General features: G+C 45.4%; 15 protein-coding genes. 6 read left to right on the forward strand and 9 right to left on the reverse strand.

Going from position 1 to position 13,415, the window contains the following annotated elements:
• The first annotated feature begins 113 nt into the window (after window positions 1-113).
• The 3 genes from GLO7428_RS24345 to GLO7428_RS24355 all read left to right on the forward strand — a co-directional run bounded on the left by GLO7428_RS24345 (window position 114) and on the right by GLO7428_RS24355 (window position 1,594).
• Window positions 114-467: a helix-turn-helix transcriptional regulator gene (locus GLO7428_RS24345; RefSeq protein ID WP_015191236.1), complete on the forward strand. Its 354-nt coding sequence runs from the start codon at window positions 114-116 to the stop codon at window positions 465-467.
• A 3-nt stretch (window positions 468-470) separates the two neighbouring features.
• The gene (locus tag GLO7428_RS24350) at window positions 471-1,013 is read left to right on the forward strand and encodes an RES domain-containing protein (protein ID WP_015191237.1); all 543 of its coding nucleotides are present in this window, start codon (window positions 471-473) and stop codon (window positions 1,011-1,013) included.
• 392 nt (window positions 1,014-1,405) lie between these two features.
• Window positions 1,406-1,594 carry a CPXCG motif-containing cysteine-rich protein gene (locus GLO7428_RS24355; RefSeq protein ID WP_015191238.1) on the forward strand — a complete coding sequence of 63 codons (189 nt, stop codon included), beginning with the start codon at window positions 1,406-1,408 and terminating at the stop codon, window positions 1,592-1,594.
• Window positions 1,595-1,697: 103 nt separating this feature from the next.
• Here the strand turns inward: GLO7428_RS24355 and GLO7428_RS24360 are convergent, their stop codons facing one another.
• The 9 genes from GLO7428_RS24360 to GLO7428_RS24390 all read right to left on the reverse strand — a co-directional run bounded on the left by GLO7428_RS24360 (window position 1,698) and on the right by GLO7428_RS24390 (window position 10,915).
• A complete protein-coding gene (locus GLO7428_RS24360; RefSeq protein ID WP_015191239.1) occupies window positions 1,698-3,179 on the reverse strand; it encodes a DUF1998 domain-containing protein in 1,482 nt (493 codons plus the stop codon).
• Between the two features lie 89 nt (window positions 3,180-3,268).
• Entirely contained in the window at window positions 3,269-4,264 is a 996-nt protein-coding gene (locus tag GLO7428_RS24365) for a transposase (protein WP_015191240.1), read from the reverse strand.
• Between the two features lie 31 nt (window positions 4,265-4,295).
• Window positions 4,296-4,430, reverse strand: coding sequence for a hypothetical protein (locus GLO7428_RS29555; RefSeq protein WP_255348406.1), 135 nt, complete (start codon window positions 4,428-4,430; stop codon window positions 4,296-4,298).
• 4 nt (window positions 4,431-4,434) lie between these two features.
• Window positions 4,435-5,007 (reverse strand): IS630 family transposase, encoded by a 573-nt coding sequence (locus GLO7428_RS29235; protein WP_081588123.1) that lies wholly within the window; start codon window positions 5,005-5,007, stop codon window positions 4,435-4,437.
• Between the two features lie 60 nt (window positions 5,008-5,067).
• Window positions 5,068-5,289 (reverse strand): hypothetical protein, encoded by a 222-nt coding sequence (locus GLO7428_RS29240; protein WP_231295675.1) that lies wholly within the window; start codon window positions 5,287-5,289, stop codon window positions 5,068-5,070.
• Window positions 5,290-5,322: 33 nt separating this feature from the next.
• Window positions 5,323-5,511, reverse strand: coding sequence for a hypothetical protein (locus tag GLO7428_RS29245; RefSeq protein ID WP_231295676.1), 189 nt, complete (start codon window positions 5,509-5,511; stop codon window positions 5,323-5,325).
• A gap of 318 nt (window positions 5,512-5,829) precedes the next feature.
• The gene (locus GLO7428_RS24380) at window positions 5,830-7,017 is read right to left on the reverse strand and encodes a sugar ABC transporter substrate-binding protein (RefSeq protein WP_015191241.1); all 1,188 of its coding nucleotides are present in this window, start codon (window positions 7,015-7,017) and stop codon (window positions 5,830-5,832) included.
• 56 nt (window positions 7,018-7,073) lie between these two features.
• Window positions 7,074-9,860, reverse strand: coding sequence for a DAHL domain-containing protein (locus GLO7428_RS24385; protein WP_015191242.1), 2,787 nt, complete (start codon window positions 9,858-9,860; stop codon window positions 7,074-7,076).
• Window positions 9,857-10,915: a cytochrome-c peroxidase gene (locus GLO7428_RS24390; RefSeq protein WP_015191243.1), complete on the reverse strand. Its 1,059-nt coding sequence runs from the start codon at window positions 10,913-10,915 to the stop codon at window positions 9,857-9,859. Before GLO7428_RS24390 ends, GLO7428_RS24385 begins: the two co-directional genes overlap by 4 nt.
• A gap of 84 nt (window positions 10,916-10,999) precedes the next feature.
• On the opposite strand from GLO7428_RS24390, the gene GLO7428_RS24395 reads away from it, so the two are divergent.
• The 3 genes from GLO7428_RS24395 to GLO7428_RS24405 all read left to right on the forward strand — a co-directional run bounded on the left by GLO7428_RS24395 (window position 11,000) and on the right by GLO7428_RS24405 (window position 13,310).
• Window positions 11,000-12,082 carry a response regulator gene (locus GLO7428_RS24395; RefSeq protein WP_015191244.1) on the forward strand — a complete coding sequence of 361 codons (1,083 nt, stop codon included), beginning with the start codon at window positions 11,000-11,002 and terminating at the stop codon, window positions 12,080-12,082.
• The gene (locus tag GLO7428_RS24400; RefSeq protein ID WP_015191245.1) at window positions 12,079-12,732 is read left to right on the forward strand and encodes a response regulator transcription factor; all 654 of its coding nucleotides are present in this window, start codon (window positions 12,079-12,081) and stop codon (window positions 12,730-12,732) included. Before GLO7428_RS24395 ends, GLO7428_RS24400 begins: the two co-directional genes overlap by 4 nt.
• Before the next feature lie 317 nt (window positions 12,733-13,049).
• Window positions 13,050-13,310, forward strand: a complete 261-nt coding sequence (locus tag GLO7428_RS24405; protein WP_015191246.1) for a beta/gamma crystallin family protein — start codon at window positions 13,050-13,052, stop codon at window positions 13,308-13,310.
• The last annotated feature ends 105 nt before the right edge of the window (window positions 13,311-13,415 follow it).

Here is a 13,415-nt window from a genome sequence, read left to right on the forward strand (position 1 = left end):
CCTGGCTCACACCTGAAAGTCTTCTCGCATTGCAACGCCCTTACTATTGTCTAGACAAAAGTCTAGACAATAGCTACTATATAAGTAAGGAAACTATTAAAGGTAGCCGAAAGATGACAACAACTATTAACTACGACCAACGGCTAAACCCACTCGATATTCGTCAAGGGCTAGCTATTTCTCAAGAGCGCATGAGTAACCTCTTGAAAGTTAGTACCAAAACAGTAACTCGCTGGGAAAAAGGGGAGCGACGACCTACTGACCAAGACACGCTATCAAGGTTAGCCAAACTCAAAGAAATTAAAGAGTTAGGACTAATGATTTACACCCCAGAAGGGCTGAAAGAATTCCTCAATACGCCCCTACCAATATTTAACGGACGCTGCGCTTTAGAACTCTTGCAACTAGGCGAATACGAAACCATCATTAGTGCTTTGGCTGCTGACTTTGAGGGAACGGGCTTTTAGATTATGCCCCTTCAAACTTATATATCGCCGTGGAGTGGATATGCTGTCCGGCACATACCTGATAACCCAGGCAAGACTTATGATATATACGATTTTAGATATTGCGGTCGGAGCAATGAAAATCGCTGGAACGTTGCTGGAGAACCAACACTGTATCTAGCGAAAGAAAAAGACGTTGCTTTGGCTGAATATGCACGTCATTTTAAGGTTGACCGGACTCAAGGTTTGGCAAATCAAACTTATCGCCGTCAGGTATTTCGGTTTCGGGTCGAGTTGGAATGCGTTCTTGATTTAACAAATCCAGACGTTTGGAGTGCGCTTTCTTTAGAGAATGCACCAGACTGTTTTAAGGACAAAACAATCGCTCGTTCAACTGCAAATTTTATTCGCAATACGACATCAACTCAAGCGATCGTTGTTCCTTCAATTGCCTTTCTCGATAACTTAGAGCAGTGGTGTTTAGTTTTGTTCTTAGAAAAATTACTACCAGAAACGCGCAAGTTTTTACCATCTGTAAAAGCTGACGGCTTCTTCCAGATTTTTTAACCTACTCCCACGACTAGAAGTACGTGAGATTCAAGACTCAGACAGAGATTGCAGCCAAGGGCTGTTTGACATTTCCTAACCCTTCCTTGCCCCAAAATATCACAAAAAGTTACCGAGTAGACAAGACAGTTGTATCGAAGAACTCAAGTTTACGCTTACCCAGCAGCAGATTTAGACATATTAGATGCAACTATCAAGGGCGTGGTAGCTAGAGGATAGGAACTTATTTATATTTCCTTTGCTTTAATCATGCAGAATAAAGATTGTGTCCTCAATAGTAGAGTCTGTATTTGCTAAGTAACCAAGTGGATTAAAACTAGATTGTTAGTATTGATACATCTCTTCTCAATTTTGCAACAATAAATCTACTCTGACTTTAATGTTATTTTCTAATGCAAAACACTGCTGAATACACTTGTGCATACTGTGGTGAAATTAATTTGACCTTTGTTGACTTCAGCGCAGGAATACAGCAGTCTTACGTTGAAGACTGTCAGGTTTGCTGTCAACCTAATGTGCTTTTCCTTGTAATTGACGAACAAACTCTGAATATTGAGATCAACAGTGAGCCAGAAAACTAAGTTTTGTCAGGGTTGCGAGTACGCTGCTCGATCTCTTCTAACGTTTGTAAAACTAAGCGTTTAGCTTGCAACCTCCAGCCCCATTTTTGTACTCCAACTTCACTCACAAACTCGCTAAAATACTCAACTTTGCCTCCCAATCTTGATCATGCCGCAATGTTAGAACAGTATAACCAGTGTTATACCTGAGATTATCTCGTTCGATTTGGTCTTGTCTGCGCTTATCAGGACTATCATGAACTGAACCATCACAGAAAATAGCGATCGCGGCATTGGTTTTATAAATAAAATCTGGCTTGCAGTTGGCTAAGGGAATCAATTCTTGTGCAGCGTCCGGTAGCTTATATCCCCGTTGATAAATCTCCTGTAAAACTACTCGCTCGAAATTAGAATTAGGATCTGTTTGTTGTAGTAATTGCTGATATCGCTCCTCGCGGGACATTCCTTCAAAATTGCCAACAACCTTACTTGCTAGCAGTTGGTCGAGTAAAGGTTTGATGTAATGGCGATTGATTAATGCATGGTCGAACTGATTGCGGTAGGATAGCAAACATTCATAGCAAGCCTGAACGCAGCTTTCTTTCGGTTGGTTGAAATGGCAAATATCTAGAGCAGCATTGGCGATTTTTTGAAATGCCTCTGGTTTTTCCAACAGCTGCGAAAGAACTCCCGCTCCTCCTTCGGCTGCTTCCCAGAACAGCAAATACTTACCTTCCCCTAGTCGCTCAGAGTCGAGTTCGTCGGCTTCTAATTTGTATACTGCTTGGATGGCTGTTTCCAAAGTATATTGCAGTGTAGCAATAAAAGCTTCACTGTTCTCAACCGGAACGCTTAAAGGCTCGATAACTAGAATATTACAGGTATCGTTCACCATTAAATTGACTTCTGTATGCAAGCTCTCAGTAGCTTGTTCGTTTCTGGGATCGCCCCAAAAACCTGTTTTGGTATCGAGTTTAAAGCCTCGCTCGTCGATATTCTTCTTTAGTCCGCGATTAATCCGCCAGATTTTCGCTGTGGCTCCATAGGTTAAGCGTAACAGTGGCGTACCTTCAACGCTCTGGACGGTTGCTGATTCTTGTTTTTGGCTATCGTAGCGGAAGTGAGTGGTAACGTTGTAACCGTACTTGAGCCGTTCTTCTTCGTCGCAGGTAATGCGTTCTCGTCGGCGGGCGATCGCAGTTTCCATTGGCAGCACGCGAGTCAGTTTGGCAATATTCTCGTAGCGATCGTTTTTAATTGCTGCATCACAATTTTCACAGGTATCGCGAAAATTGCCTTCGTGGAAATAACCACAGTTAAAGCAGACGCTTACCCTTTTGTACTGGCTGTCAATACCGCTAACGGGAACTTTGGTCTTTGCCACCATGAATTTACTACCCTCGTAGTAAACAATATTGCTAGGTGCAAATTCTCGTAAAGCAACAGTGCGGGGGCGGGAGATAAATTCGCCGCCATCCTCTGTGGGAATGTACGCTCTCACTGGTAGGCGAGGAAAATTAAATCCTGGCAGAAATCCTTCGGCAGCAAAGTAGCGGTAGGGATAAAATTCAAACTCGCTATTACTTTTACCTTCATTCAATCCCACTAATAAGCTTCTTTGCCGTAATGCTTCTTTTTCCTGAGCTTTGGCAATGTCGTATTCTTCCTGAGTTACGTAGCCTTTAGCATCAGGAGTTACGCAGTTGGGTTAAGAGAATAGCGAGGGGTAGTTAGATAAGCTCGAATTGCTTCTCGCACAATGCTGAGTTTCGCATCAAACCAACTGATACCCGTTGAAAACCAGTGGAGTTCGAGGCGTAAAAAGGCGCGAATTGCAAGACCTACGTGGTTGCGCTGCGCTCTTGAAGAACGTACCTGTGCCCGTTCAGCACCACAGCACTGCTTAAGTCCCCGGTGATATTCCTCAATCGCCCAGGCAAACTCAGCGCACTGTAATCGCTGTAACTCTCCCAGCCTAAGGTCGTTGGTTGCCCAGTAGTCAATGTCACCGTTTGGGGTGACAATCTTGAATACTTTGATAAACCCATAGCCCTTGAGATGCACTACAGTGCCTGCGGCAGAGATGTCTACATCACAGACGGGACGATTGCCCTTGTTGTCAGGATTGATGTGACGATTGCGTTTGAGCCGAGTTAGCCAAATCCAACTGTAGCTGCGAATCAACTTCAGATTTTCTAGGCTGCTGTACCAGCTATCAAACACAACACCAGCAGGGGTAAAGCTACGTTCCCTGGCAGTTTTCAGCATCGAGCGAAAATGCTCGTTTTTTGTAGCTCCATCTACCGACTTCTCGTAAAACCGATAATCTAGGGGAATGTGACGGTCTCCTTCAGTCCACAGCAGCGTTATTAGGTTGATCCCTTGTACCACCCTTCCATGCTTCCCAGACCAATGTCGAGTCACTAATTCCATTTTCTTGGCATAGAACTTGTCGAGCGTAGAATCATCAACGACCAAAATCCCCGTTTTCAAGCTGACGTGCTTGTGTGCTTCTAACCACAATGCCTCTGCTGACGGCTCCATTCGATGCAGCAAGCGAGTGATTGCATCGTGGGCAGGTGGATTTGCCGACTCTGGTTGAACTCGCTCTGCTTCTGTGCCACTGTATGCTTTCTGTGTCGCAATCAGAAAGTTGATGTAGTCGTACTCGTTTACCTTTGGTGGGTTCATATTTTCGTTTTACCGCACCCACTCTTTTTTCTCAACTGCGTAACTCCTGAGCATAACGGTCAATCGTTTCGCGGGCTTTTTCTAATTGGATAACAGCATCGCTATGCAGTTTACGCCAGCGATCGCACGCTCGGTCAAATGCAGTCAGCGCATTTTCTAATACCAATTCTCTAAAGCCCAGCTACAGATAAGGCGGCTAGGATTGATTGCCTACTAGTGATAGAAGCAATCATTTCTGTTGTCAGTTTTTCTAGCTGCTCTTTCAACAGTTGGCGCAACTGCTCCAAGTTGTTGGGTAACGTCCAACGCATCTGGCGCTTAAGATATTGCCAAACCTGTTCAATCGGGTTTGATTCAGGACAATGGGGTGGTTGAAACATCAAGATTATGTTGTGTGGAACTTGTAAACGCTTGGCTTTATGAAAAGCTCCATTATCAAATTGAATAATCAATACATCATCTGTAAATTGCTGTGAAACAAGATTCAAGAACACTTGAAAACAGTCGGTGTTGAGGTGCGTAAACTCATAGAAGAAGGATTCACCCGTTTGTGGTTCAACAACACCATAGAAGTAGGTTGCCTCAAACTGCCACTGCACTTGTCCTATCGGCTTGATGCCGCGAGTGGTGATTCTACGTCCACCCAAAGTCTTAAGTCCTAAACGTGTTTCATCACCACAGAAAAATCTAATTTTGCCCCTGCCACTCCAACTCAAGACTGAGTGAGCTACCCAGACCAGCATTGCCAGATTCTGGGCTAAGTTTTTTTAAAAGCTGATAGCTGCTGTTGTGAGTGTTCCACGCTAACCGGGCGCGGCACTTTTGGCGACGATGCCAGGTGATAATGCACGCTTCTTATGGACTGTTTTGTAGGGTGCAGTAATCCCTAAGTTGGTGTTTAACCACTGTTGAATCGCCCCATAGCTCTCGAATCCTTGTGGTTCTTGCAACCGTTTAGCTAATGCCTGCTCTGCCCAAGTTGGAATTTTTCTTGCCCTACCCGGTGGTACCTTAGTTTTTAACATCGACTCAATACCTCCACAGCGATAGCGGCTTAACTACTCTTGCACTGTGACTCGGTGGCGACCTAACAATTGGGCTGCCCTTTGTACCGTCGCTGCTTGCCCAGTTTTGAGCAGGTAAAGTAATTGCACCCTCTCCTTTCCTACTGCCGTTGTTTGTGCTCCTAACAACTGCTTCAGTTCTGCCTCACTCTCTTTGATCTCTAGTTTGTATACCCCTGCCATCACTGATGTTTGAACTCGCTGATTTCATTTTATTATCTGTAGCCTAAACTTGGAGAATTGGTATTAACTCGTCCGTTAAAGGTTCCTGGTTGTCTTGTTCTTTGAATGAGGCTGCTGGAGGGCTATTAAAAGCTCCCGTCTTTGCGTAGTGGGCGGGAGTAGTTTACTTTTCGCATCCTCAGTAGCGCTTAAACTTTAACTGAACTGTCTGTGGCTTACACAACTTCCGACTCGTCCAGCGTCACCGAGCAGTTGCCTAACCCCAATTGGTTAGAGAAACTGTTTTCCTGTTCAGCTTCGTCTTATTTCCAATTAAGTCTACTGCTTTGCACTAGCAACATTGCGACAGGAATCTGTCGTGTCACCATTCAATCCATTACAAATTTGCTCCCTCGTCAAATATCCATCCACAATCACCGTTTGCTGAACATTCGATTTATCCACCGCGATTGGATCTAACAACACCGATACCAACTGTCCTCCTGACTCCAACGCCGTCTGCCCATTCACTAACGCTCCCGGATCAGTTCCATTGCTTAACGCCGCTACTAACTGTGCCGTCACTTGCGCCTGCTTTGCGATCGGCTTATAAACCGTCATCGCCTGATCGCCCGTTAAGATGTTCTGAATTCCTGTCACTGTTGCATCTTGTCCAGTCACCAATACCCTGCCATCTAAATTCTGCGCTCTTAATGCCGCAATCACCGTATTCGCCATCCCGTCATTTGCAACATAAGCAATCTGAACATTATTCTTCTGCTGGGTTAGAATTCCTTCCATACTCGATTGTGCCCGCGCACTATCCCAGTTCGGTGTATATTGATCAAAAACTAGATTGATCTCCTTGCTATCAATCAACGGCTGCAATGCTTTCAACGCACCTTCTCGGAACTGCAAAGAATTATTATCTGTTTGTGCTCCATTGAGCATTGCAAGATTCGCGCCTGGCTTCAAACCAAATGCACCTTTGCGAAACTGATCAACAATGTATTGTCCTTGTAGTTCGCCTACACGAATACCGTTAAACGAAACATAGAAGGCAGTGTCCGGATCTTGGATTAAGCGATCGTAGGCAATCACCGGAACCTGGCTTGCTTTCGCTCGTTGCACAATCACCGAAGCTTTATCACTATTCTGCGGACCAACCACAAGAATACAAGCACCCTTCATCAGTGCAGCTTCTGCTTGGTTTTGTTGAGTGTCCGCATTGTTGTTTGCATTGGCATATTGAATCGTGACACTTGGAATTGCTTGCTTGATTTCTTTTTCTAGCAACGGACGATCATAAGCCTCATATCTTGCTGAAGAATCCGATTCTGGTAGCAAAATCCCAACATTCTTACATCCTTTCGCCGCAGCAAATTTCGTAGTATTTGCATTTGTACCCGTAGATAGATTATTTGCAGTATTCGTGCCAGTATTGTTCCCAACATGATTTTGATTACTACAATCAGCGAATATTAAAACACTCATTAAAAAGAAAAAACGATGAGAAAATGCAACCATTATATTTATGTTCACTATGTCCTAAAGTTTGATCAAGAATCGGTAACGGGAGTGATCTAGATCTGGAAATGCTCTTCGTTGGGATGTGCACTACGAATACATTCTGTGAATTTGAGCTTAGTCCTTGCAACAATTTCTTCAAACTGAAACTGATCGACGAGGTAGGTTAAAGCCTTTGCTAAATCTGCTTGCGACTCTGGAATTTGTTCGATCAGTTGCCCAATTGCCTCTGCATCTACGCGAATTGCTGCTTCATGCAATTGGGTTCGCCAAGCAGGCGGCATATGATTCAGTTGGTCTATTTCAATCAATTCGGAGGGTTTAAGAACCGAGGTTGCGCGAATGGACAGCGATCTTGGCTCTGCTGCATAGCGGTAGCGGACTCCTAAATGCTGTGCGATTTTTTCAAAAATAATGTCTGCTCGAAACGGCTTTCGCACGAAATCATCACATCCCGCCGCTAACGCCTGATGTCGATCTTCTTCAAAGGCGCTGCTTGTAATGGCAATGATGATCGGGGCTTCATTGTTTTGCTGCTGGGCACGAATCTGTTGTGCTGCTTGATAGCCATTTAACACAGGCATCCGCAGATCTAGGCAGATTAAGTGCGGCAACCAAGCTTTCCATTGCTCGATCGCTTCTTGTCCATTGATAGCCTCCTGCACCTCAAACCCAATCGGACGCAATAGCTCCACCAAGAGTTGGCGATTTTCGAGTTTGTCTTCCACAATCAAGATGCGGTAAGTGGGTTGCCCTGGTTCTAACCCGATGACTTGGTATTGACTTGACTGAATCAGCATGCCATCGCCCTCAGCTAACTGTGCCTGAATCGTGAAGTGAAACGTCGAGCCAACTCCGACTTGGCTTTCAACCCAAATCTCTCCGCCCAACAGTTGAACAAACCGACGGCTGATCGCCAAGCCGAGTCCGGTGCCGTTCTGGGCTTGCAGGGGTGTGTTCAGATGAAATTGCTGCGTTGCTTCAGTTTGGACAAAGGGATCAAAGATGCGATCGCGTTCCTCCGGTGCAATACCAACGCCAGTATCGGACACCGCGAAATGAAAGTTGGCTGTGTCAGGTTGCCATTGTACGCGCAGAACGATCGCTCCAGTTTGGGTAAATTTAACAGCGTTGCCTAATAGATTGACTAATACTTGACGCAGTTTGCTTTCATCGGTGCGAATATACTGCGGTAAATCAGAAGATTGTTCCACTATCAGTTGCAGTCCTTTGGACTCTGCCTTAAATTGGAACATCTGTTGTAGAGTCTGGATGACGGCATAAAGATCAACGTTGGTTTCATTTAACAGGATGCGACCCGCTTCAATTTTCGACATTTCTAGAACGTCATTAATTAACATCAACAGGTGTTCTCCACTGCGGCTAATGGCATCTAAATATTGTTGCTGGTGAGCGGTAAGCGAATCACCATAGTTCAGAAGTTGGGCAAATCCAAGAATGACATTTAATGGCGTTCGGAGTTCGTGACTCATATTCGAGAGAAAAATGCTCTTCGCTTTGTTCGCGGATTCAGCCGCTTCTTTAGCTTGCTGTAAAAATGCTTTTTGCGACTCGAGTTCGATTTGAGCTTTCTTTTTTTCAGTGATGTCCCTAATAATAATCAACACTTCGTTTTTCCCGCTCACAACAACTCGATTTTCTAAGTGTTGTATTTCATTGTCATTTATTAACTGATACTCATAAACTTGTAATTCACCTGTTTTTAACGCTTGACGAATGTAAGTCATTCGTTCTCTTGCTAACTGAGCAGGCAGTAGTTCAAATACAGTTTTACCCACTACATCCCGTTCTGTATGATTTAAGTAGGCTTTGAAACTCTTATTTGGAATAAAGTCTAAATACGTACCATCGGCAGTTAAGCGCATCATCAAATCTGGAATGGCACTAAGTAGCGTGCGAAATTTTGTTTCGCTTTGTCGCAATGCCCGTTCTGAACGCCTCAGTTTGAGAATAATCGATGCAGCGATCGCGATCACCCCAACCGTACACAAGACAAAAAACCAGAATCGGTAGAAGTCAACGGTCGTGAGCGCTCGTTGATAGGACTGATAGTAAATTTGCGCGAAGTCTTCGCTCATGTCTCTGGTTGAAACGATCAAAATGCCATGAAGAAGGGCTTCTCGGCGGGGTTGTCCTTGAAGAATCAACTGGGCATGGGCGATCGCCGTTTTCAATGGCTCATTGGATTGATCAGCTTCTAGTGCTTCGAGTTGTTCAATCTGTTGCATGAGTTGAGCCGAGACATCTTCGCTGTCTCCTAATACATCTAACAATAGAACGTTCTGAAGGAACAAATTTAGCTGCTCAGACTGGGATGGAGCGATTGTTGGTTTTTCTACTAGCGTGCGCACCAAAATCGGAAAATACGACAGCGAATTTTTCAAAACCGCATTTTGAGAATTGAACTGATTGATCAGCACTTCTTTGGCTTGCAAAAGTTCCCGTTGGCGGCGTAGCAGTTGATCTAGGGCAGCACGTTCTGTAGGATCAACAAAGCTGGGGATCTGTTGCAGCTTGGCTTGAATCTGCTTCAGTTTAGCCGTTTTGGTCACAATGGGATCGTAGGAGGAAAGCTGTCCTAATCGTGCTTCCAAAACACTCTGATTCAATCGTGCATCAACTGCTTGCGAGTCACGTAAAAGCGTGAGATAGTCGCTATGTTGATGAATATCAAGGATGTTCGCTTTGTTCCACAACACCATCAACAAAATCGCGAAACCGACCCATGCCAATGCGTTCCAACGCAGCAATCGAGAAGGACGCTTTTCTCGATTGGATCGTCCTGAGCGATCGTTCTGGCTGGAACCAGCAACACGGGTCATGATGCACTCCTTGGAGGTTCTCCGGTGAGCGTGTTCAGAAACTGGGCAATGCGACGAACGTGTTCTTGAGGCAGGGGACGACCGAGTTGATACTTTGCCATCACGGCGATCGCTTGTTCGAGCGTTTGAGCTGTGCCATCATGAAAATAAGGCGGTGCGATCGCGACATTTCTCAGGCTCGGAACTCGGAACACGAATCGATCGTTCTCGCTGCCCGTCACGTTGTAGCGTCCATAGTCGGCAGCGGTAATGTTGCCGCGATCAGCGAAATAATTACCAATCACCCCAAACTTCTGAAACAAATTGCCGCCCACATTCACGCCTTGGTGACAACTGACGCAGCCATAACTTTTAAACAATCGATAGCCCTCTCTTTCTTCAACCGTTAACGCGGTGTAATCGCCGCGCAGAAACTGATCAAAGCGGGAGTTCGGCGTATCGAGCGATCGCTCGTAAACCGCGATTGCATCGATCACATTAGGCAAGGTGATGCCATCGGCATAAATGACGTTAAACAGTTGTACGTAGTTGGGTGCTTGCTGAAGTTTCGCGATCGCCTGTTCCCAAGAAATTCCCATCACGTTCTGATCTAACCCCTCGATCTGAGCCTCTAGCGTCTCAAACCGTCCATTCCAACTAAACCGGAAATTGTGGGCGACATTAAAAACCGTCGGGGTGTTTACCTGCATTTGCACCCCAGTTGCTCCGATGGATCGAGATTGTCGATCCGCCCCTCCGAGATCAAGCCGATGACAACTGAGGCAAGATACCTGATTATCGATAGAAAGGCGAGTGTCAGCAAAGAGTTTTTCTCCTAACTGTACTTTGTTGGTATCCAGTGCGACTTGCAGGGGAATCGGTTGAATTGGCTCGTTCTGTGAGCTAGGGATGACGATTTCTGGCTGAGTTGATATGACAATCTGGGCAGGTTGCAACCGTTGCCATAACAGTGCGCTGAGGATTGCAGTTCCAATGAGCCCAAGCAAAGCGATCCAGCGTTGAGGTTGTCGCTTCCGCAAAAATTGAAATCGTCTATCGAGACAGTCAAGTCGCATAGCTCACACCCACTAGAAGTTTGCGGAGACGAGGATGCCTTACTTAAAGAGTATAATCATCAGATAATTATCTCAAGTTGAGTTATGAGTCATGAACCCTCAACCACGGGAGACATTCTCATCGTTGATGACACTCCAGATAATTTACGATTGTTATCAACGATACTGAGTGAGCGGGGCTACAAAGTCCGGAGTGTGATCAACGGGTCATCAGCCTTGATGGGAGCACAGGCGCAACCGCCGGATCTGATTTTGCTTGATGTCAATATGCCGCGTATGAATGGCTACGAGGTCTGTCGTTTACTTAAAGATCGGGCACAGACGATAGATATTCCGGTCATTTTCATTAGTGCTTCCCACGAAGTGATTGATAAAGTCAAAGCCTTTTCAGTCGGGGGGGTTGATTATATTTGTAAACCGTTCCAGGTGGCAGAAGTATTGGTTCGGATTGAAACCCAACTCTCAATTCGCCGGCTTCAAGCAAAATTGCAGCAGGCACTGGCACACGAGCGATCGCTAAACCAACAGATTGAAGCAATGGCAGCCATTGAGGAGCGCAATCGCATTGCCCGCGAGATTCACGACTCGCTAGGACATGCCCTGACGGCGCTAACCGTGCAGCTACAAGCCGCTAGCAGTGTGATCCAAACCGATCCCGCTCAGGCACAGGTTTTTCTAACTCAGGCATACCAGTTAAGCAAAACTGCAATGCAAGAAGTCCGCCAGTCCGTCAAGGCACTGCGGGTCGATCAGCCAGCCCAACAATCTTTAGAAGCAACGATCTCAAATTTGGCGGAAGGGTTTCGACAGGTTACAGGAATTACCCCGATCGTTCAGATTGATATAAAGAAATCTATTTCTTTGTCCGTAGCGAAAACGATTCATCGTATTGTGCAAGAAGCATTAACAAATATTTCTAAATATGCTCAGGCAACTCAAGTAGAAATTACGTTAAGTACGATTAGCCAAGCCAACGGAGATTACCTTTGTCTAACGCTCAAAGATAATGGCAAAGGATTTGATTGCGCTCAGCAATCAGCCGGATTTGGGCTGCAAGGGATGCAAGAACGAGTGGCTGCCTTAGCGGGAGAATTTCACTTAACGACAGCACCCGGAGCAGGTTGCCAAATTGAGGTTAGATGTCCATTCGCTTGCGGTGTTCTATGATTCGATTGTTACTTGTCGACGATCAAAGTTTGATTTGCCAAGGGCTACAGGCAGTTCTGGATCAGGAAAGCGATCTGCAAGTGGTGGGTTCTGCGGGGAATGGAGAGGCTGCGATCGCTCAAGTTGCCGCTTTACAGCCGGATGTTGTACTGATGGATATCCGAATGCCTGTAATGACTGGTATCGAAGCAACTCGATTGATTGTTGAGCAGTTTCCCAACACGAAAGTATTAGTTTTGAGTACCTTCGATGACGATCGCGATATTGCTCAGGCGATGCGGGCTGGTGCAAAAGGCTATTTGCTCAAAGATATGCCTGCTCCAGAACTGATCGAAGCCATTCGTTTCGTTCATCGGGGCTATTGTCAAATGGCTCCAGGATTAATGGAAAAGCTGTTAACCAATGTTCCAAACAACGATTCGGATCAGCAAGACATCGTAGAGGAAGTTAAACAGCTACCATCCAGAGAACGAGATGTATTGCGCTTAATCGGTCAGGGATGTACAAACCGTGAAATTGCAACTCAACTCCACTTGGCAGAAGGTACAGTTAAGACATATGTGACGCATTTACTCAATCGTTTGGCGCTACGGAATCGCTCACAGCTTGCCATCTACGCGAACTCGATCGCCTCGATGCTGAACGGTTAGAAGTTGCGGTTCCTCCGGAGTTGCGCTTTGCGCTAATCGGACGTTCAGCAACTGTTGAGGAAGAAAGAAAATTGCTGGCTCCGAGCAATTGTTTGGGTCGAGTTTTTGGCTGTCAAGCCAGGGGCGTTGCTCATCGACAAAAGTCTTAAGTAATTATACTTAGTAAGTCAACGAAGGTTAACCGAATTGACTTTCTTTCGTTGAGTAGGAGTCGAGACGTTCTTCAGATGTATCTCTCGAGGTGGATCTCTACGATAAGGACAGTCAAGCAAAGCGCTTAGCTGCAACCAAAATTCAAACAAACAAGGAGAAAAACAATGGCTCACATGATTGTCTATGTCGGTGCCAACTTTGAAGGATCTGCAGGTGACTTTACCCAAGACCTGCCCAACGTCGGATCATTTTGGAACGACACAATTACGTCAGCTAGAGTGATTTCCGGTACGTGGCAAGTTTTTGAACATGCGAACTACACGGGTCGTAATGTGACACTTCCACCGGGAGATTATCCTAATCTTCCAATCAGCCCTGGTGGTATCGATAACGATACCATTTCGTCAGTCAGGATTGTAGGATAGCTAACTCACTTTTATCTCTTAGAAGAGGTTGACAAATCTATGATCTCAAGCCCAGTAGCAACTAAGCTTTGAGTTAATTTTGGTTACAACTATCTCCTAAGAGAC

The sequence above is a fragment of the Gloeocapsa sp. PCC 7428 genome (assembly GCF_000317555.1).
Taxonomy (GTDB): domain Bacteria; phylum Cyanobacteriota; class Cyanobacteriia; order Cyanobacteriales; family Chroococcidiopsidaceae; genus Chroogloeocystis.

Coding starts and splice junctions, on each gene's coding strand:
- GLO7428_RS29240 (WP_231295675.1), bottom strand. CDS start 5,289: ATGTTAAAAACTAAGGTACCACCGGGTAGGGCAAGAAAAATTCCAACT.
- GLO7428_RS24385 (WP_015191242.1), bottom strand. CDS start 9,860: ATGACCCGTGTTGCTGGTTCCAGCCAGAACGATCGCTCAGGACGATCC.
- GLO7428_RS29235 (WP_081588123.1), bottom strand. CDS start 5,007: ATGCTGGTCTGGGTAGCTCACTCAGTCTTGAGTTGGAGTGGCAGGGGC.
- GLO7428_RS24400 (WP_015191245.1), top strand. CDS start 12,079: ATGATTCGATTGTTACTTGTCGACGATCAAAGTTTGATTTGCCAAGGG.
- GLO7428_RS24345 (WP_015191236.1), top strand. CDS start 114: ATGACAACAACTATTAACTACGACCAACGGCTAAACCCACTCGATATT.
- GLO7428_RS24380 (WP_015191241.1), bottom strand. CDS start 7,017: ATGGTTGCATTTTCTCATCGTTTTTTCTTTTTAATGAGTGTTTTAATA.
- GLO7428_RS24365 (WP_015191240.1), bottom strand. CDS start 4,264: ATGAACCCACCAAAGGTAAACGAGTACGACTACATCAACTTTCTGATT.
- GLO7428_RS24390 (WP_015191243.1), bottom strand. CDS start 10,915: ATGCGACTTGACTGTCTCGATAGACGATTTCAATTTTTGCGGAAGCGA.
- GLO7428_RS24355 (WP_015191238.1), top strand. CDS start 1,406: ATGCAAAACACTGCTGAATACACTTGTGCATACTGTGGTGAAATTAAT.
- GLO7428_RS24395 (WP_015191244.1), top strand. CDS start 11,000: ATGAGTCATGAACCCTCAACCACGGGAGACATTCTCATCGTTGATGAC.
- GLO7428_RS29245 (WP_231295676.1), bottom strand. CDS start 5,511: ATGGCAGGGGTATACAAACTAGAGATCAAAGAGAGTGAGGCAGAACTG.
- GLO7428_RS24350 (WP_015191237.1), top strand. CDS start 471: ATGCCCCTTCAAACTTATATATCGCCGTGGAGTGGATATGCTGTCCGG.
- GLO7428_RS24405 (WP_015191246.1), top strand. CDS start 13,050: ATGGCTCACATGATTGTCTATGTCGGTGCCAACTTTGAAGGATCTGCA.